Below are 16,844 nucleotides of genomic sequence, written 5' to 3' on the forward strand. Positions count from 1 at the left end.
ACAGTGACGCATGCGCGTATCGTCGGACCAAATAAAAAGCCACGCGGCCTTGCGGCGGCGTGGCTTGTCACGTGGCGCCGGGGCGCCAGCAGAACGCTTATTGCACGTTCATTTCCTTCAGCAGATTGTCGGCCTTGTCCACATGCTTCATGTTCCACAGCATGTAGCGGCTGTCGACCTGGATCGAGCGGGTCATGGCCTTGTTGAAGTCCCAGTCCGAGATGATCGAATCCAGGGTGCCGTCGAAGGCCAGGCCGATCAGCTCGCCCTTGGCGTTCAGCGCGGCCGAACCCGAGTTGCCGCCGGTGATGTCCAGCGTTGCCAGGAAGTTGACCGGCACGGTCTTGAGCTTCGGATCGACGTACTTGCCGAAGTCCTTGGCCTGGATCGCTGCCAGCTGGGCTGCCGGCGCATTGAACTCGCCTTCGCCGGTATGCTTGGCCACGATGCCTTTCGGGGTCGTGAACGCGGTCCACGAACCGGTGCCGTCGGCGCCGACATCACGGCCGGCGATCTTGCCGAAGGTCACGCGCAGGGTGCCATTGGCGTCCGGATAGACGGCCTGGCCGCGGCTGTTCATGTAGGCGATCTTGGCGCGCATGTAGTTGCCGTAGGCTTGCTGGATCTTGCCTGCCAGTTCCTCTTCCTTGGCTTCGTCGCGCATGGAGGCGTCGTACATCGCCACGGCGGCCTTGATGAAGCTGTCGTTCGATGCCTGGAACTCGGCCGGCGACTTGCTCAGCCACGCGCTGCGCTCTTCCTTGTTGGCCAGCTTCGAACCGGCGTAGATGCGGTCCAGGGCGGCCTTCAGCTCGGTTTCGCTCATGCCCGGCTTGATGCCCAGGGCGGCGTCGAAGGCGGCGTCATGCTCGGCAGCCGGCTGCGCGTTGTATTTCAGCAGGAAGTTCAGCACCAGCGCCTTGTCGACCTTCTCGTCGTAGGTGCGGTCCTGGCCGGCGATGACCGAGTTCCAGCGCGGCATGTCGCGTTCCTGGTAGCCCGACTTGCGCTCGGCGTCTGGCTTGGTGCGCTCGTTGGCCAGGCGGTACAGGGACCTGGCCGACGACAGGAACTTCGGCTGCGCGTAGGTCAGGAAGAAGCTTTTCTTGGTGCCGGCGTCGCGCTCGGCGATCAGCTTCTCGGCCGCTTCGATGTCGGCGGCGAACTGGGCCTTGCGGGCCGGGTTCGCGTTGACCCAGGCCTTCAGTGCGTTGTGCTCGGCGGTCTTGCGCTGCAGGAAGTCGCTGTTCGCGTACGAAGTCAGCATGCCCTTGCGGTTCTTGTAGTAGTTGTTGACGCCGGCGATCTGGCCCGCGTACTTGAGCTTGGCGGCCGGGTCATTCTTGGTCTCGCGCTCGATGATGGCCAGGGTCTCGCCCGAAGCCTGCACGAAGGCCGGGTAGTTCCAGTCGAAGGTGAACGCCACTTCCGACGGCAGGCGGTGGCGGTTGGTGCGGCCCGGGTAACCCAGCACCATGACGAAATCGCCTTCCTTGGCGCTGGACTTTTCGTCGGCAATCTTGAGCACGTGCTTCGGCTGGTACGGCACGTTGTCCTTCGAGAACTCGGCGGCCTTGCCGTCGCGGCTCACGTAGGCGCGGTAGAAGCCATAGTCGCCGGTGTGGCGCGGCCACATCCAGTTGTCGGTGTCGCCACCGAACTTGCCGACGCCGGCCGGCGGCGCGTGCACCAGGCGCACGTCGCGGATCTCGAGCTGCTTCAGGCGGTAGAACTCCAGGCCGCCGTAGTAGCTGGCCACGGTGCAGCGGTAGCCGGCGTCCTTCTCGCACTCGGCCACCAGCCTCTTCTGGTTCTTCTCGATGGCGTCGATGCGGGCCTTGCCGGTCAGCTTGGCGACTTCAGGCGTGATGATCTGGTCGGTGAGGTTCGCCACTTCCTCGGTCACGTAGACACGGCTGCCCGGGGCCGCCGGCAGCTCTTCGGCGAAGGTGTTGGCCAGGAAACCGTTGGCCAGCAGGTCGCGCTCCGGAGTCGAGTTGACCGCGATGCTGTTGTAGATGCAGTGGTGGTTGGTGACGACCAGGCCCTGCGGCGACACGAACGAGGCCGAGCAGCCGCCCAGGCTCACGATCGCGCCCATCGGGAATTCGGTCAGCTTGGTCAGGGTGGCCGGGTCCAGCTTGAGGCCGGCGGCTTTCAGTTGCTTGGCTACTTGTGGCAGCTGCTGCGGCATCCACATGCCTTCGTCCGCGTGTGCGGCGAAGCTGGTCAGGATGGCCAGCGAGAGGAGGGTCTTTTTCATTCGCGTCTGTCGTTAGGGTAGGTAAACACTCTTGGGCTCTGCGGAGCACCCAAGAGTATCGGTAATACCTATCCATATCGTCAACCACTATTTCTGGCGGCAAAACGAAATGTTTTTCGTGGGAAATTTCGCTTTTCAGTGCGTAGCTACAATTGGGCGCCCACGAGCGAGGCGACACCGGTGGTCACGCGCTGCCACCAGGGGCGCTCGCGGAACGTGGCTTTGGTCACCTCGTTCGCGCGCCGCCAGTCGTCTTCGAAGATGGCGGTCTGCTCGCGCGCGAAGCCCGCGTGCAGGATGTTCAGGTTGGCTTCGTCGTTGATCTTGAACGAGCGGTTGTCGAAGTTGGTCGACCCCACCGAGACCAGCAGCTCGTCGACGATCAGCGCTTTCACGTGGTACATCGTGGGCTGGTATTCCGCCAGCTTCACGCCGGCCGCCAGCAGCTCGCCCCAGCGCTCGCGCGAGGCGGCCTTGACCAGGTTGGAATCGATGATCTTGCCGGGCATGAGGATGCGTACCCGGACGCCGCGCTGCGCCGCCTCGATCAGGGTGCGGATGGTCAGGTCGTCCGGCACGAAATAGGCGGCCGCCAGGTCGATGGTCTTGCGCGCGGACGTGATCGCCATCAGGTACATCAGGTGCATCGATTCGCTGCCGCCGGTGGGCGAGCTCGAGAACATCTGCGCCGGCATGTCGCCCACCGGCTGCAGGGCGGGGAAGTAGTCGGGACCGTCGAGTACGGTACCCGTGGCCTTGGTCCAGTTGTCGTTGAACACGGCCTGCACCTGGCCCACCACCGGGCCCTCGATGCGGAAGTGGGTGTCGCGCCAGTGATGCTCGTCCTGGGCATTGCCGCGCCACTGGTCGGCGATGCCGACGCCGCCAGTGAAGCCGACCTTGCCGTCGACGACGAGCAGCTTGCGGTGGGTGCGGTTGTTCAGGCGCGCCAGCTTCCACCATACCGGCTTGTGGTAGCGCTCTACCAGCACGCCGGCCTGCTTCATTTCGTCGATCTGCGTCAGGTCCATCTTCATGCTGCCCATGAAGTCGAGCATCACGTGTACTTTCACGCCGGCGCGTGCGCGCTCGATCAGGGCGTCGGCGAATTCACGCCCGATCGATTCGGACCAGTAGATATAGGTCTCGAAGGTGATCGTTTTGCTGGCCGAGCGGATCGCCTCCAGCATGGCCGGGAAGATCTGGTCGCCGTTGAGCAGGACCTCGACCTTGTTGCCCTCGAGGATGGGCGGGCCGAGCAGGACCCCGAGCGAGCGGCGGAACTGCGGGTCGTTGGTGTCGTACTGGTGGGTCAGGCGGGTCTCGATCTGCTTCTCGCTCGGCATGAAGTTGAGCGCAAGGAAGCCTACGAGCAGGCTGACGACGCTTGTGAAAAGTATTGTCCAGAACAAATGCGGGCGCATAGCGGGTTCAGGCGGAAGAATTCTGGGCGAAAAAAAACCAACGCACGCGGCGTTGGTTTTATAAGGGGCTACACACTGATTTTATTAGCGAACGCGGCCGCGACGCAGCAGGTTCACGATTGCCAGCAGGATGACGGCGCCCAGGAACGAGACCAGCAGCGACGAGACGCTGAAGTCGTCCGAGTTGATGGTGCCCGTGCCGAACAGAGGCGAGAGCAGCCAGCCGCCCAGGAAGGCGCCGACGATACCAACCACGACATTGAGAATCATGCCCTGTTCAGCGTCGGTTTTCATGACCATGCTGGCGAGCCAGCCCAGAATGCCACCGACAACGATCCAAATGATGAATAACATGGTGTACCTCCTTCAAATGTAGAAAACATACCCCCAGGCCATTGATTGCCGTGGCCATGGAGAAAAGTCTAGAGACCCGTCCCCATCAGGTCGGTGCGGCAACGAACGTTAGACGGCGAATCGTGAACGCCGTTCTGCCATTCCAGAAAACTCCTAGACAGAGTGCGTCAGCGAACAGAAGAGGTGTGGTGGGGGGCATATGGTTTCACTACTTGCAACACGTTTGCACGTCCACGCACCTGAACCTCTAGAAAGGATTCGCCATGAGCAGCTTCGATTCGACGACGAATAACCAGAACCAGAATTCCCGCATGGTGACCGGCCTGTTCCCGGACCGTGCCAGCGCAGAACGCGCCTACTCTTCGATCTCCTCACGCGGTTACACCAAGGACGACGTCAACCTGATGATGTCGGACGACGCGCGCAAGACCCACTTCAAGGATACCGACACTGAACTGGGCAGCAAGGCTGCCGAAGGCGCCGGCATTGGCGCAGGTATCGGCGGCACCATCGGCGCCGTCCTGGCAGGCATCGCCGCCGTCGGCACCACCCTCGTGCTGCCGGGCGTCGGCCTGGTGGTGGCCGGCCCGCTGGCCGCGGCCCTGGCCGGCGCCGGCGCCGGCGGCATCACCGGCGGCCTGATCGGCGCGCTGATCGGCGCAGGCATTCCGGAAGACCGCGCTGCCCACTATGAAGAAGGCATCAAGCGCGGCGGCATCGTGATGGGCGTGAACGCCCGTTCGGACGAAGACGCGCGCCACATCGAACAATCCTTCACCGACAACGGCGGCACCCACGTGATCGGCGCCGGCATCGGCGCGGTGGGCGGTGCGGTGCTGGGCGCCGGCATCGGCTCGGCCGCCGGCCCGGTCGGCACCGTGGCTGGCGCTGCCATCGGCGCCGTGACCGGCGGCATGGCCGGCAAGGGCGTGGGCGAAGTCGTCAATCCGAAGGCCGGCGACGACCTGTCGGAACACTACCTGGCCAAGGGCGTCGGCGCCGGTAGCGGCGCTGCCGTGGGCGCGATGGCCGGTGCCGCGGCCGGCCCGGTCGGCATGGCGGCCGGTGCCGTCGTCGGCGGCCTGGCGGGCGGCGCAGCCGGCCGTGGCGCGGGCGAAGTCGTCAACCCGAAACCGGGCGATGACCTCAACGACCACCACCTGGCGCAGGGTGTCGGCGGCGCCGGCGGCGCGGCAGTGGGCGCGGCGGCCGGCTCGGTGGCCGGCCCGATCGGCACCGCTGCCGGCGCCGTGATCGGCGGCCTGGCAGGCGGCGCAGCCGGCCAGGGCACGGGCGAAGTCATCAACCCGAAACCGGGCGATGAGCTGAAGGACCACCACCTGGCCACCGGCGCCGGCGCCGGCGCGGGCGCGGCAGTGGGCGGTTCGGTGATCGGCGGCGCCGTGGGCGGCCCGATCGGCGCGGTGGCAGGCGCCGGCATCGGCGCCGCCATCGGCGGCATGGCCGGCAAGGGCGTGGCCAAGATGGTCAACCCGCAGGAAGAAGACGCCCACTGGCGCAACCAGTACCAGACCCAGCCGTACTACACCCCGGGCTACACCTACGACGACTACGCACCGGCCTATGCGCTGGGCTACAACTCGGCGGGTCGCTATCCGGGCAACTACGACATGCACGAAAACGAGCTGTCGAGCGAATGGGAGCGCACCAAGGGCAATTCGCGCCTGAGCTGGGAGCAGGCCAAGCACGCCTCGCGCGCCGCATGGCACAAGGTCGAGCGCGCCATCCCGGGCGACGCCGACGGCGACGGCCGTTAATTGGTGGCATGGCGCCGCCGCCAGGCGGCGCCTGCATGCAAAAAAGCCCCGGTGCCTGACAGCACCGGGGCTTTTTCGTAGCCTGGGCGGAAACCCGCCCACCTACCCGATCACTGCTTGACCGCTTCCACCTGGATCGCCAGCTTCACTTCCGGCGAGAAGCGCGGCAGGCCGAAGTTGATGCCGAAGTCGCTGCGCTTGAACTGGCCGGTCACGTCGGCGCCGCACACTTCGCGCTTGAGCATCGGGTGGTCGATGCACTTGAACTTGTTGATGGCCAGGGTCAGGGGCTTGGTGACGCCGTGCAGGGTCAGCTCGCCTTCGGCCGAGGTCGGCACGTCGCCGGTGAACTTGATCGACTTCGACTTGAAGGTCGCGGTCGGGAATTGGGCGGCGTTGAAGATATCCGGCGCCTTCGCGTGCTCGTTCATCTTGTCGTGGCCGAAATCGATGCTGTCGATGTACACGGTGATGTCGAGGGTGCCGGTCTTGGCCGCACGGTCCAGGGTCACGGTGCCTTCGGTCTTGTTGAACTTGCCGCGCCAGACCGAGATGCCCATGTGGTCGGCTTCGAAGCTCGGGTAGGTGTGGCTCGGGTCGATCTTGTAGGTATCGGCTGCGAAGGCGACGCCGGCGCTCAGGGCGGCCACGGCCGCGATCATGTGCTTGATTTTCATCTGGAACTATCCCTTATGGAGCTGCGTGTTGAGGTAACTGCTGAGGTAACTACTGCGCCGCGGTAACGCGGAACTTGATGACGACTTCATCGGCGACCATGCTCGTGTCCTTCCACTCGCCTTCGCCAATGTTGAAGGCCAGGCGCCGGATCGGCAACTGTCCTTCGAATACCTGCTTGCCGGCCTCGGTCTTCATCGTGAGCGGGAAGCTCACGTCGGCGCTGCGGCCCTTGATCGTCAGCTTGCCGGTGACATTGAACCTGCCTGCGCCCGCCGGGGCAATCGCCGATGAGACGAAGCTGGCCTTTGGGAACTGCGCAACGTTGAACCATTCTTTCTTGGCGACTTCCTTGTTGTACTCGGGATCGCCCAGGTCGAGGCTGGCCGTCATGATGTCGACGCTCGCCTTCGATGCGGCCGGTTTTGTGGCGTCGTAGTCGATCTGCGCATTGAATTGCCTGAACTTCGCCTCGACCGGCACGCCCATCTGCTTGAACGTGGCCGTGACGCTGCTCTTCGCAGGGTCGGTTTTCAGCACCGCGGCGCCGGCGACGGCACTGGCGAGCGCGGAAGCGAGCAGCAGGCCCTTGATTGTCTTCATGAGAACTCCTAGCGGGTAGAGAAAGGCAGCATGCGCGCCATCACGCCGTCGCGATCGACGATCAGGTGCTTGAACGCGGCCGCCACGTGCAGACCGACCAGCAGGGCCAGCAGCATGTTGAGCCAGTAATGGACATCCTTCAGGACGGCCTTCAGGGCTGGGTCGGGACCGATCAGCACCGGCAGTTCGAGCAGGCCGAACCACACTACCGGATAACCGGTCGACAGGCTGTAGAAATAGCCCGACAGCGGCACGGCGAACATCAGGATGTACAGCAACCAGTGCAGGCCGTGCGCCGCGCCGCGCTGCCAGGCCGGCATGGCGTCCGCATAGGCCGGCGGGTGCCGGAACAGGCGCCACAGCAAGCGCAGCGCCGCCAGCGCCAGCACGGTGACGCCAGCCCACTTGTGCCAGTTGAAATACTTCAGCTTGGTCGGCGTGATACCCGGGATATCGGTCATTACCAGCCCGAGCGTGAACGTCCCGATGATCAGGAGTGCGATCACCCAATGCAGGACGATGGCCGTGGTAGTGTAGCGGTGCATCAATGATTCCTAAATGGAAATTCGTACGCATTAGAACTAACTATACCAAAGAACACCGCGTATTGCTGCCCAGTGCTTTTTTTTGCCCAATACACTAGCACGTCTCATAACGGGTGCCCAGCAAGGCGGCCGGAATGTAAAATTGCGGGAAGGATTTTTTTATTAAACATTACTGGCGAACACACTCGTAGCCAGGGAGCAGCAATCATGGGCAACCCAAGCTTTCCGGCGCGCCGGCGCCTCGCGCTCTTGTTGTGCGCAGCACTGGCGCTGCCGGCTGCCGCCGAGGAGCGCGATATGGCGCGCACGGAAAACCTGGCCGACCTCTCGATCGAGGAACTCGCCAACATCCAGGTGATGTCGGTATCCAAGCGTCCCGAGCGGCTCCAGGATGCCGCCGCGGCCGTGTTCGTGATTACCGCCGAGGACATTCGCCGTTCCGGCGCCGCCACCCTGCCCGAAGTGCTGCGCATGGCGCCAAACCTGCACGTGGCGCGTATCAGCGGCTTCAGTTACTCGATCAGTGCGCGCGGCATGAACCAGAGCGGCAACAGCTATTCGAACAAGCTGCTGGTGCTGATCGACGGCCGCTCGGTCTACTCGCCGCTGTTCTCCGGTGTGTTCTGGGATGCCCAGGAAGTGCTGCTCGAGGACGTCGCGCGCATCGAAGTGATCAGCGGTCCGGGCGGCGTGCTGTGGGGCCTGAATGCGGTCAACGGCGTCATCAACATCACGACACGCTCCGCGCGCGAGACCCAGGGCAGCCTGGCGGTGCTGCAGGCCGCCAGCGACGGCGCCACGGCCGCGTTCCGCCACGGCGGCACCAGCACGGGCGGTATCGCCTGGCGCGCTTTCGGCAAGACCACGTATCGGGAGGACAGCGAGCTGGCCAGCGGCGCGCCCATGGACGACTCGTACCGCCGGACCCTGGTCGGCGCACGCGCCGACTGGGAGCGCGGCGCCGATCGTTTCAGCCTGGTCGGCAACGCCTACCGCGGCCGCTTCGACCAGCCGGCGCCGGGCGAGATCGCTGCGCCCGGCGTGCCGACGACGCTGGGCGGCGTGCGCTCGGACGGCGTCAACCTGACGGCGCGCTGGGAGCGTGCGCTGGACGGCGGTGGGGGCCTGATGGCGCAGGCCTATTTCGACCACACGCTGCGCCGCGCCGACCCACTGTTCGGCGAGCGTTTATATACCACCGACGTGCAGTTCCAGCACACACTGGCTGCCATCGGTAACCACCGCATCGTATGGGGTGCGAACTACCGCCACAGCCGCGACCGCGTCGACAACAGTGCCGTGATCGCCTTCCTGCCGGCGCGCACCACCCAGCAGTGGGCCAGCCTGTTCGCGCAGGACGAGATCGCACTGAACCAGGACTGGTACCTGACCCTGGGCAGCCGCCTCGAATACAACGAGTACACCGGCGTCGAATGGCTGCCGAGCGCACGCCTGTCGTGGCGCCTGTCGCCGCGCCATGCCTTCTGGGCCGCTGCCTCGCGCACCGTGCGCGCGCCGTCGCGCCTGGATGCCGAGGCGTACCTGCCGGGACGCCCGCCTTACCTGCTGCGCGGCGGCCCGCGTGTGCGCGGCGAAGTGGCGCAGGTGTTCGAGCTGGGCTACCGCGGGCAACCGGCGGCACCGTTGTCCTATTCGGTCACGCTGTTCCACCACGATTACGACCACCTGCGCACCACCGAGTACGACCCGGCACGCACCTTCATCACCTTCGACAGCCTGATGGAAGGGCGCTCGAGCGGCATCGAGGCCTGGGGCAGCTGGCAGGTGATGCCGCGCTGGCGCCTGTCGGCCGGGTGGACCGCCATGCACCAGAAGCTCAAGCTCAAGCCGGGCAGCACCGACGTCAGCGCCTTGCAGGTCGACGCGCGCGACCCGGCGCACACGGCGCAACTGCGCTCGCTGTACAGCATCGACGACCGCCGCGACGTGGAGGTCACGGTACGCAAGGTGGCGGGCAAGTCGGCGCCCGAGGTGCCGGCCTACACGGCGCTCGACGCGCGCTTCGGCTGGCGCATCCGCCCGGGGCTGGAACTGTCGCTGACCGGCGAGAACCTCACCGGCGGGCATGGGGAGTACGGGACGGTGCTGTACCGTGCCGAGGCCGAACGCCGGCTCGGTGTGAAGGTGATGTGGGAGTATTGAGGCAGCTGCGATGTGCAGGTGCGTAGGTGGGCAGGTATTCCTGCCCACCCTACGGGTTAGATGGCTTTGGCCAGCTCGGCCGCCAGGCCCGTGTAGTTCGCCGGCGTCATCTGCAGCAGCAGGTCCTTGGCTTCCTGCGGCACCGCCAGCTTGCCGATGAACTCCTGCAGCGCTTCGCGGGTAATGCCCTTGCCGCGGGTGAGTTCCTTGAGCTGCTCGTACGGGTTCTCGATGCCGTAGCGGCGCATCACGGTCTGCACCGGCTCGGCCAGCACTTCCCAGCTTGCGTCCAGGTCCTGCTCGAGGCGGGCCGCGTTGACTTCCAGCTTGTTCAGGCCGCGCAGGCAGCTGTCGTAGGCCAGCAGCGTGTAGCCGAAACCGACGCCGATGTTGCGCAGCACGGTCGAGTCGGTCAGGTCGCGCTGCATGCGCGAGACCGGCAGCTTTTCCGCCATGTGGCGCAGCACCGCGTTGGCCAGGCCCAGGTTGCCTTCCGAATTCTCGAAATCGATCGGGTTCACTTTATGCGGCATGGTCGACGAACCGATCTCGCCCGCCCGGAGTTTCTGCTTGAAGTAACCCAACGAGACATAGGTCCAGATGTCGCGGTTCAGGTCGAGCAGGATGGTGTTGGCGCGCGCAATGGCGTCGAACATCTCGGCCATGTAGTCGTGCGGCTCGATCTGGATGGTGTACGGGTTGAAGACCAGGCCGAGGCGCTGTTCGATGACCTCTTTCGAGAAGGCCGGCCAGTCGAAGCCCGGGTAGGCCGACAGGTGCGCGTTGTAGTTGCCGACCGCACCGTTCATCTTGCCGAGGATTTCGACGTCGGCGATGCGCTTGGCAGCGCGCTGCAGGCGCGCGACGACGTTGGCGAATTCCTTGCCGAGGGTAGTCGGGCTTGCGGTCTGGCCGTGGGTGCGCGACAGCATCGGCAGCGCGGCGTTGGCGTGCGCGATCTCGGTCAGCTTGGCGATGATGGCCTGCAGCGACGGCAGCAGCACGCCGTCGCGCGCGGCCTTGAGCATCATGCCGTGCGAGGTGTTGTTGATGTCTTCCGAGGTGCAGCCGAAGTGGATGAATTCGCTTGCAGCCACCAGTTCCGGCACGTCCTTCACCTGCTCCTTGAGCCAGTACTCTACCGCCTTGACGTCGTGGTTGGTGACGGCCTCGATTTCCTTGATGCGCGCGGCTTCCTGCTCGCCGAACGTGGCGGCCATGCGCTCGAGGTGAGCGTTCGCTTGCGCGGAGAATGGCTTGATCTCGGCGAAGCCGGCCTGCGACAACGCCTGCAGCCACGCGATCTCGACCTTGACGCGATGGTGCATGAAGCCCGCTTCGGACAGGATCGGGCGCAGCTTGTCGGTTTTCGACGCGTAGCGGCCGTCCAGCGGGGACAGGGCCGACAGGGTAGCCGACTGGGCAGATGAGGGGACGGTAGAGGTCATGGCGGGCGGTCCGGGCAAAAACGCGGATTTTACCACCGGCCGGGGCCCGCGGCCTTGCGCATGCGAGCCCGTGGCGCCCCCGCTGTGCCGCCCGGCGCAGACAAGCGCCAAAAGGCCGATGCTATACTGGCATTCAATCTTCTTATCCGGTCCTGTATGAAACTCATCGGTTCATTCACCAGCCCCTATGTGCGAAAAGTCCGCGTCGTGATGGCGGAAAAGAAGCTCGATTTCAGTTTTGAGCAGGAAAACGTCTGGGCCCCGGAAACCACGATCCAGCAGGTCAACCCGCTCGGCAAGATCCCCTGCCTCGTCATGGAAGACGGCAGCACCCTGTTCGATTCGCGCGTGATCGCCGAATACCTCGACACCGTCTCTCCCGTGTGCAAGCTGCTGCCGTCGAACGGCCGCGACCGCACCGAAGTCAAGGTGTGGGAAGCGCTGGCCGACGGCGTGCTCGATGCCGCCGTCCTGGTCTTCATGGAGCGGCGCGACCGCGCGCCCGAACTGCAGAGCGCGAAGTGGATCGAGCGCCAGATGAACAAGGTGCACGCCGGCCTGCGCGAGATGTCCGCCAGGCTGGGCGATTCGCCGCACTGCATGGGCGTACCCTACACACTGGCCGACGTCGCCGTCGGCTGTGCGCTGGGCTGGCTGGCCTTCCGCTTTCCCGAGATCGACTGGCGCGGCGCCTACCCGAACCTGGCGCGCCTGTTCGACAAGCTGTCCGAGCGCGCCTCGTTCCGCGACACCGTGCCCTTCGTCGCGTGAGCACGCCCGCGCCCGCCGCCGCGACCGCCGTCGTCTTCGGTGAAGCGCTGGTCGACGACTTCGGCACCGAACAGGTCGTCGGCGGCGCGCCGTTCAACGTGGCGCGCCACCTTGCCGCCTTCATGGCGCCGCAACTGATGGTCACGCGCATCGGCAACGACCGGGCGGGCCAGGCCGTGCGCGCCGAGTTCGAACGCTTTGCCATGAGCGAGGCCGGGTTGCAGGTCGATGCGATGGAAGAAACCGGCCGTGTGCTGGTCGAGCGCAGCGCGCGCGGCCACCGTTTTACCATCCTGCCGAACCAGGCCTATGACTTCGTCGACCGTGCGCAGGCGCTGGCAGCGGTGGAAAACGCGCAGCCGGGCAGCGTCTACTTCGGCACGCTGGCCCAGCGCAACGAACGCTCGCGCTCGGCCTTGATGGCGATCCTCGAGGCCACGCACGCGCTGCGCTACCTCGACCTGAACCTGCGCGACGGGCAGGCCGACGAGCGCTGCGTCACCCGTTCGCTGCAGGCAGCCAACATCGCCAAGGTCAACGAGGAAGAACTGCAGGCGCTGTTCACCTGGTATTTCCAGATCAAGCCGGAAGATCCGCCCTTGTCGGCCGAGGAGGTGCGCGCTTCGTGCCAGGCACTGCTGAAGATGTTCTCGCTCGATGCCCTGATCGTCACGCTGGGACACCGCGGCTCGGTGTACTTCGGCGCGGATGGGCAAGTGCTGATGCACCGCGATAACCCGGCGCCGCCGTTCGTCATCGATACGGTGGGAGCGGGCGATGCGTTCTCGGCGATTTTCCTGCTGGGCAGGATGCGCGGGTGGGCGCTGGACGTGAGCCTGGCGCGGGCCAACGAGTTCGCGGGGGCGATCTGTGCGATTCCGGGCGCGGTGCCGCGGGACCTGGGGTTTTATGACCGGTGGATGAGGAAGTGGCGCTGAACGCCGGCGTTTGCGGCATTCAAGCAAGCTTGGATCCCCGCCTGCGCGGGGATGACGTGCCTACTTGGCTGGCTTTAGAACCGTCATCCGGCGCAGGCCGGGATCGAAGTTCGCAGCGCACTCGTGACGCGAGCACTGTTCGGCACCAGTTGCACGTCGTTCCCGCGAAGGCGGGAACCCAATTATTCACGCAAGACCGTCAACAGCGACATTACTCGCTGATCTGACTCTGCAGATAATTCTGGATGCCGACCTTGACGATCAGGTCCAGCTGCGTCTCCAGCCACTCGATATGTTCTTCGGTGTCCTCGAGGATCATCAGGAACAGGTCGCGGGTGACGTAATCCGCCGCCGCTTCCGCCGCCGCGATGCCTTCCTTGACCGTCACCTGGGCCGCGCGCTCGAGCTTGAGGTCGCATTCCAGCATTTCCTGGGTCGATTCACCGATGAGCAGCTTGTGCAGCGCCTGCAGGTTCGGCAGGCCGTCGAGCATCAGGATGCGGTCGATCAGTTTGTCGGCGTGCTTCATCTCGCCGATCGACTCGTCGTATTCCTTCTTCGCCAGTTTGCCGAAGCCCCAGTGGCGGTACATGCGCGCATGCAGGAAGTACTGGTTGATCGCGGTGAGTTCGTTGGTCAGCTGTGCGTTCAGCAAACGAAGAACGTTCTGGTCGCCTTTCATGTAGATGCCCTTGATGATTTGAATGGGCTCCATGATAACAAACAAGCCGCCCGATTTCGGGCGAAAAGTGCCGAAAAAGCAGAAGAAAGCCCGTGAAATACGGGAAAAAGCGAAAAAACGGGCCGTAATAAAAAGCGTTCTCGTTCCGTTGTGCGAACGCTTCTCACTACTACGAAAATGGAACGCAAGCGTGTCTCATTCCGGCCTGCCCGGGTCCCGTCCGCGGGCCGCACGGGGCGAAAAAAAGCCCCGCTGCAGCGGGGCCAGAGAGACGTGGTGTGAATCAGGCCGCTTGCGGAACGCGGCGTACTTCGGTGATCGTGGTTTTGCTGTCGATGTGTTCGTGCAGGACTTCGCGTGCATAGCTGACGCACTTGCCGCACATGGTGCCGACGCCCAGTTCCTTGTGCAATTCGGCTACCGAACTAATACCCAGGTCGACCGCCTGGCGGATTTCGCGGTCGGAGATGTTGTTGCAGACACAGACGATCATCGTTCGATTCCTCGAGCTCGTTGAGCACAGACACTTGTTCACTTGGCATTTAAATGAGAATCAATCTCATTCGTGTTCTATTCTCCGTAAACTCGGGCGCGTTTGCAACAGGAATTTGGGGTGTGCGTGATCTTTCTCTGGCCTGTGATCAAAGCGCAAATAGAAATAATTCGCATTTAGGTTTATGATGCTGGGTATCTGTCTCATCAGCGCTACACTTACCGGACGCGACCATGACTCTAGCCCCCACCCTCACCACGCTCGACGCCCTCCAGACCGGCCAGAGCGCCACCGTCATCCACCTGGCACCAGGCGCGCAGGACGGCAGCCACGACGTCCAGCGCCGCCTGATGGAACTCGGCTTCGTGCCGGGCGAGCGCATCCGCGTGCTCAAGCGCGTGCTGGGCGGCCCGCTGGCGGTCAAGGTCGGCGAGTCGACTTTCGCGCTGCGCCGCTACGAAGCGGCCCTCGTGTCGATCAAGCCGGAATAAGCGGATGGGTGTCATGGAACAGCAGGTGGCGTCGCGCACGCCCCTGGTCGCATTGCTCGGCAATCCCAACTGCGGCAAGACCGCGCTCTTCAATCGCCTGACCGGCTCGCGCCAGAAGGTTGCGAACTACGCCGGCGTCACCATCGAACGCAAGGAGGGCAGCTTCACCTCGCCCGGGGGGCGCGCCTTCCGGGTGCTCGACCTGCCGGGCGCCTACAGCCTGAACGCCCAGACGCCGGACGAAGGCATCACGCGCGACGTGGTGGCCGGCCTGCGCGCCGGCGAAGCCGCGCCCGACGCCATCCTGTGCGTGGTCAACGCCACCAATTTGCGCCTGAACCTGCGCATGGTGCTCGAGCTCCAGCGCCTCGGCCTGCCGATGGTGCTCGTGCTGAACATGGTCGATGTCGCCAGGAAGCGCGGCATCGCGATCGACAAGGAAAAACTGTCGACGGCCCTTGGCATGCCGGTAGTGGAAACCGTCGCCATCCAGTCCGGCGGCGAGCGGGCCCTGCTGGCCGAGCTGGACCGCATGTCCTTCGATGCGAAGGTACAGGCCAAGCCGCTGTCGGCGATCGACACGGTGCCGGTCGAGGAAACCCAGCGCGAAGTGCGCCGCATCCTCGACCTGGCCGTCACGACCGCCGGCGACCGCGGCAACCTGACCGAGAAGATCGACAACGTGGTCCTGCACCCGGTGCTTGGGCCCGTGATCCTGGCCGCGCTGATGTTCCTGATCTTCCAGGCCGTGTTCAGCTGGGCCGGCACGCCGATGGACCTGATCGAAGCGGGCGTCGGCGCCCTGGGCGAAGGAGTTGGTGCCCTGCTCGGCGAAGGCGTACTGCACAGCCTGATCGTGGACGGCATCATCGCCGGCGTCGGCAGCGTGCTGGTGTTCCTGCCGCAGATCCTGATCCTGTTCTTCTTCATCCTCCTGCTGGAAGACGTGGGCTACCTGCCGCGCGCCGCCTTCCTGCTCGACCGCATCATGGGCAGCGTGGGCCTGTCCGGCCGCGCCTTCCTGCCGCTGCTGTCCTCGTTCGCCTGCGCGATTCCCGGCATCATGGCCGCGCGCACGATCCAGAACCCGCGCGACCGCCTGGTGACGATCATGATCGCGCCCCTCATGACGTGCTCGGCGCGCCTGCCGGTGTATGCGCTCCTGATCGCGGCCTTCATCCCGAACCGCGAGGTCGGCATCATGAACCTGCAGGGCCTGGTGCTGTTCGTGCTGTACATGGCCGGCATCCTGAGCGCCATGGCGGTGGCCTGGTTCATGAAGCGCCGCAGCGAATACAAGCAGCAGGCGCTGATGATGGAACTGCCGGCCTACCACTGGCCGCAACCGGGCGCGCTGGCTTCCGGCCTGTGGGAACGCGCCAAGATCTTCCTGAAGCGGGTCGGCACCCTGATCCTTACCATGATGATCCTGCTCTGGCTGCTGTCGAGCTTCCCGGGCGCGCCGGAAGGCGCAACCCAGCCGCCGATCTACTACAGCGTGGCCGGCATGATCGGCCGTGCCTTGTCCGTGATCCTGGCCCCGATCGGTTTCGGCTGGGAGATCGCGATCGCCCTGGTGCCGGGCATGGCTGCGCGCGAAGTGGCGGTCGGCGCCCTCGGCACCGTGTATGCGCTGTCGGGCGGGGACGAAGTCGGCAACACCCTGGCTCCCTTGATCGCGCAGGGGTGGTCGCTGGCCACCGGCCTGTCGCTGCTCACCTGGTACGTCTACGCGCCGCACTGCCTGCCTACCCTGGCCACCGTCGCGCGCGAGACCGGCAGCCGCCGCTACGCGTGGATCATGGCCGGCTACATGTTCGGGCTGGCCTACGTGGCCGCGTTCATCGTGTACCGCGTGGCGCTGTACTTCACCCAGGGGTAGGCCATGTGGCAGACGGTGTGGCAAGAAGCGGTAGCCGGGATCATCGTCGCGCTGGCCGTGCTGTATATCGGCGCGAAGTACCTGCCTTCCGGCTGGCGCCGCGCCATCGTGCATCGCCTGTCGCAAGCTGGCCGCCAGTCCAGGCCGGCGCAGTGGCTGGTGAGGTGGCTCGACACCTCGGCCAGCTGCGGCAGCGGCAGCGCTAGCAGCGGCTGCAACAGCTGCAATACCTGCGGGCCGAACGACGCTGCTGCCGAACCCGTGCCTCCTTCTGGCAAGGGCAAGGGCAAGGTCATCAAGATCCACGAACGGCGCTGACGCCCGGCTGATGCGT

General features: G+C 64.9%; 16 protein-coding genes. 7 read left to right on the forward strand and 9 right to left on the reverse strand.

All coding sequences use genetic code 11. From position 1 onward, the window contains the following. Positions 1–97: 97 nt before the first annotated feature. From ACFFJK_RS19740 to ACFFJK_RS19750, 3 genes are all read right to left on the reverse strand, one after another. Complete coding sequence (locus ACFFJK_RS19740; protein WP_379681395.1) at positions 98–2,263, reverse strand: S46 family peptidase; 2,166 nt, start codon at positions 2,261–2,263, stop codon at positions 98–100. 146 nt (positions 2,264–2,409) lie between these two features. Further along, positions 2,410–3,609, reverse strand: coding sequence for a cardiolipin synthase (gene cls / locus ACFFJK_RS19745; RefSeq protein ID WP_379681396.1), 1,200 nt, complete (start codon positions 3,607–3,609; stop codon positions 2,410–2,412). A 162-nt stretch (positions 3,610–3,771) separates the two neighbouring features. After that, positions 3,772–4,041, reverse strand: a complete 270-nt coding sequence (locus tag ACFFJK_RS19750) for a GlsB/YeaQ/YmgE family stress response membrane protein (protein ID WP_036212790.1) — start codon at positions 4,039–4,041, stop codon at positions 3,772–3,774. A gap of 263 nt (positions 4,042–4,304) precedes the next feature. Between ACFFJK_RS19750 and ACFFJK_RS19755 the strand changes: the two genes are divergently transcribed. After that, positions 4,305–5,819: a hypothetical protein gene (locus ACFFJK_RS19755; RefSeq protein ID WP_379681397.1), complete on the forward strand. Its 1,515-nt coding sequence runs from the start codon at positions 4,305–4,307 to the stop codon at positions 5,817–5,819. Between the two features lie 110 nt (positions 5,820–5,929). Here ACFFJK_RS19755 and ACFFJK_RS19760 read toward each other — a convergent pair whose 3' ends face one another. Genes ACFFJK_RS19760 through ACFFJK_RS19770 form a run of 3 tightly spaced genes read right to left on the reverse strand, consistent with a single transcriptional unit; the run spans position 5,930 to position 7,642 of the window. Next, the gene (locus ACFFJK_RS19760; RefSeq protein WP_379681398.1) at positions 5,930–6,496 is read right to left on the reverse strand and encodes a YceI family protein; all 567 of its coding nucleotides are present in this window, start codon (positions 6,494–6,496) and stop codon (positions 5,930–5,932) included. A gap of 49 nt (positions 6,497–6,545) precedes the next feature. After that, entirely contained in the window at positions 6,546–7,097 is a 552-nt protein-coding gene (locus tag ACFFJK_RS19765) for a YceI family protein (RefSeq protein WP_379681399.1), read from the reverse strand. Positions 7,098–7,105: 8 nt separating this feature from the next. Further along, entirely contained in the window at positions 7,106–7,642 is a 537-nt protein-coding gene (locus ACFFJK_RS19770; protein WP_379681400.1) for a cytochrome b, read from the reverse strand. Positions 7,643–7,849: 207 nt separating this feature from the next. Here ACFFJK_RS19770 and ACFFJK_RS19775 point away from each other — a divergent pair, with 207 nt between their 5' ends. Continuing rightward, positions 7,850–9,805 (forward strand): TOL_0244 family TonB-dependent receptor, encoded by a 1,956-nt coding sequence (locus ACFFJK_RS19775; protein WP_379681401.1) that lies wholly within the window; start codon positions 7,850–7,852, stop codon positions 9,803–9,805. Between the two features lie 56 nt (positions 9,806–9,861). On the opposite strand, the gene purB is transcribed toward ACFFJK_RS19775, so the two are convergent. Then, positions 9,862–11,253 carry an adenylosuccinate lyase gene (gene purB / locus ACFFJK_RS19780; RefSeq protein WP_379681402.1) on the reverse strand — a complete coding sequence of 464 codons (1,392 nt, stop codon included), beginning with the start codon at positions 11,251–11,253 and terminating at the stop codon, positions 9,862–9,864. Between the two features lie 156 nt (positions 11,254–11,409). Here purB and ACFFJK_RS19785 point away from each other — a divergent pair, with 156 nt between their 5' ends. Together ACFFJK_RS19785 and ACFFJK_RS19790 are read left to right on the forward strand one after the other, a co-directional pair. Further along, entirely contained in the window at positions 11,410–12,024 is a 615-nt protein-coding gene (locus ACFFJK_RS19785; protein WP_379681403.1) for a glutathione S-transferase C-terminal domain-containing protein, read from the forward strand. Continuing rightward, the gene (locus ACFFJK_RS19790) at positions 12,021–12,962 is read left to right on the forward strand and encodes a PfkB family carbohydrate kinase (protein ID WP_379681404.1); all 942 of its coding nucleotides are present in this window, start codon (positions 12,021–12,023) and stop codon (positions 12,960–12,962) included. The genes ACFFJK_RS19785 and ACFFJK_RS19790 overlap by 4 nt, the downstream gene beginning before the upstream one ends. 211 nt (positions 12,963–13,173) lie before the next feature. Here ACFFJK_RS19790 and bfr read toward each other — a convergent pair whose 3' ends face one another. Next, a complete protein-coding gene (gene bfr, locus ACFFJK_RS19795; protein ID WP_027866505.1) occupies positions 13,174–13,644 on the reverse strand; it encodes a bacterioferritin in 471 nt (156 codons plus the stop codon). A gap of 283 nt (positions 13,645–13,927) precedes the next feature. Further along, on the reverse strand, positions 13,928–14,137 hold the full coding sequence (locus ACFFJK_RS19800) for a (2Fe-2S)-binding protein (RefSeq protein ID WP_379681405.1): 210 nt from the start codon (positions 14,135–14,137) through the stop codon (positions 13,928–13,930). A 233-nt stretch (positions 14,138–14,370) separates the two neighbouring features. Between ACFFJK_RS19800 and ACFFJK_RS19805 the strand changes: the two genes are divergently transcribed. From ACFFJK_RS19805 to ACFFJK_RS19815, 3 genes are read left to right on the forward strand one after another with little or no spacing between them, the layout of a single operon-like run. Beyond that, a complete protein-coding gene (locus ACFFJK_RS19805; protein ID WP_379681406.1) occupies positions 14,371–14,628 on the forward strand; it encodes a FeoA family protein in 258 nt (85 codons plus the stop codon). Between the two features lie 4 nt (positions 14,629–14,632). After that, the gene (gene feoB / locus ACFFJK_RS19810) at positions 14,633–16,510 is read left to right on the forward strand and encodes a ferrous iron transporter B (protein WP_379681407.1); all 1,878 of its coding nucleotides are present in this window, start codon (positions 14,633–14,635) and stop codon (positions 16,508–16,510) included. A gap of 3 nt (positions 16,511–16,513) precedes the next feature. After that, positions 16,514–16,828, forward strand: a complete 315-nt coding sequence (locus tag ACFFJK_RS19815; protein ID WP_379681408.1) for a DUF6587 family protein — start codon at positions 16,514–16,516, stop codon at positions 16,826–16,828. The last annotated feature ends 16 nt before the right edge of the window (positions 16,829–16,844 follow it).

The sequence above is a fragment of the Massilia consociata genome (genome assembly GCF_042432755.1).
GTDB classification, from domain to species: domain Bacteria; phylum Pseudomonadota; class Gammaproteobacteria; order Burkholderiales; family Burkholderiaceae_D; genus Telluria; species Telluria consociata.

Coding starts and splice junctions, on each gene's coding strand:
- ACFFJK_RS19815 (WP_379681408.1), top strand. CDS start 16,514: ATGTGGCAGACGGTGTGGCAAGAAGCGGTAGCCGGGATCATCGTCGCG.
- ACFFJK_RS19800 (WP_379681405.1), bottom strand. CDS start 14,137: ATGATCGTCTGTGTCTGCAACAACATCTCCGACCGCGAAATCCGCCAG.
- bfr (WP_027866505.1), bottom strand. CDS start 13,644: ATGAAAGGCGACCAGAACGTTCTTCGTTTGCTGAACGCACAGCTGACC.
- ACFFJK_RS19760 (WP_379681398.1), bottom strand. CDS start 6,496: ATGAAAATCAAGCACATGATCGCGGCCGTGGCCGCCCTGAGCGCCGGC.
- purB (WP_379681402.1), bottom strand. CDS start 11,253: ATGACCTCTACCGTCCCCTCATCTGCCCAGTCGGCTACCCTGTCGGCC.
- ACFFJK_RS19750 (WP_036212790.1), bottom strand. CDS start 4,041: ATGTTATTCATCATTTGGATCGTTGTCGGTGGCATTCTGGGCTGGCTC.
- ACFFJK_RS19755 (WP_379681397.1), top strand. CDS start 4,305: ATGAGCAGCTTCGATTCGACGACGAATAACCAGAACCAGAATTCCCGC.
- ACFFJK_RS19775 (WP_379681401.1), top strand. CDS start 7,850: ATGGGCAACCCAAGCTTTCCGGCGCGCCGGCGCCTCGCGCTCTTGTTG.
- ACFFJK_RS19770 (WP_379681400.1), bottom strand. CDS start 7,642: ATGCACCGCTACACTACCACGGCCATCGTCCTGCATTGGGTGATCGCA.
- cls (WP_379681396.1), bottom strand. CDS start 3,609: ATGCCGAGCGAGAAGCAGATCGAGACCCGCCTGACCCACCAGTACGAC.
- ACFFJK_RS19805 (WP_379681406.1), top strand. CDS start 14,371: ATGACTCTAGCCCCCACCCTCACCACGCTCGACGCCCTCCAGACCGGC.
- ACFFJK_RS19765 (WP_379681399.1), bottom strand. CDS start 7,097: ATGAAGACAATCAAGGGCCTGCTGCTCGCTTCCGCGCTCGCCAGTGCC.
- feoB (WP_379681407.1), top strand. CDS start 14,633: ATGGGTGTCATGGAACAGCAGGTGGCGTCGCGCACGCCCCTGGTCGCA.
- ACFFJK_RS19785 (WP_379681403.1), top strand. CDS start 11,410: ATGAAACTCATCGGTTCATTCACCAGCCCCTATGTGCGAAAAGTCCGC.
- ACFFJK_RS19740 (WP_379681395.1), bottom strand. CDS start 2,263: ATGAAAAAGACCCTCCTCTCGCTGGCCATCCTGACCAGCTTCGCCGCA.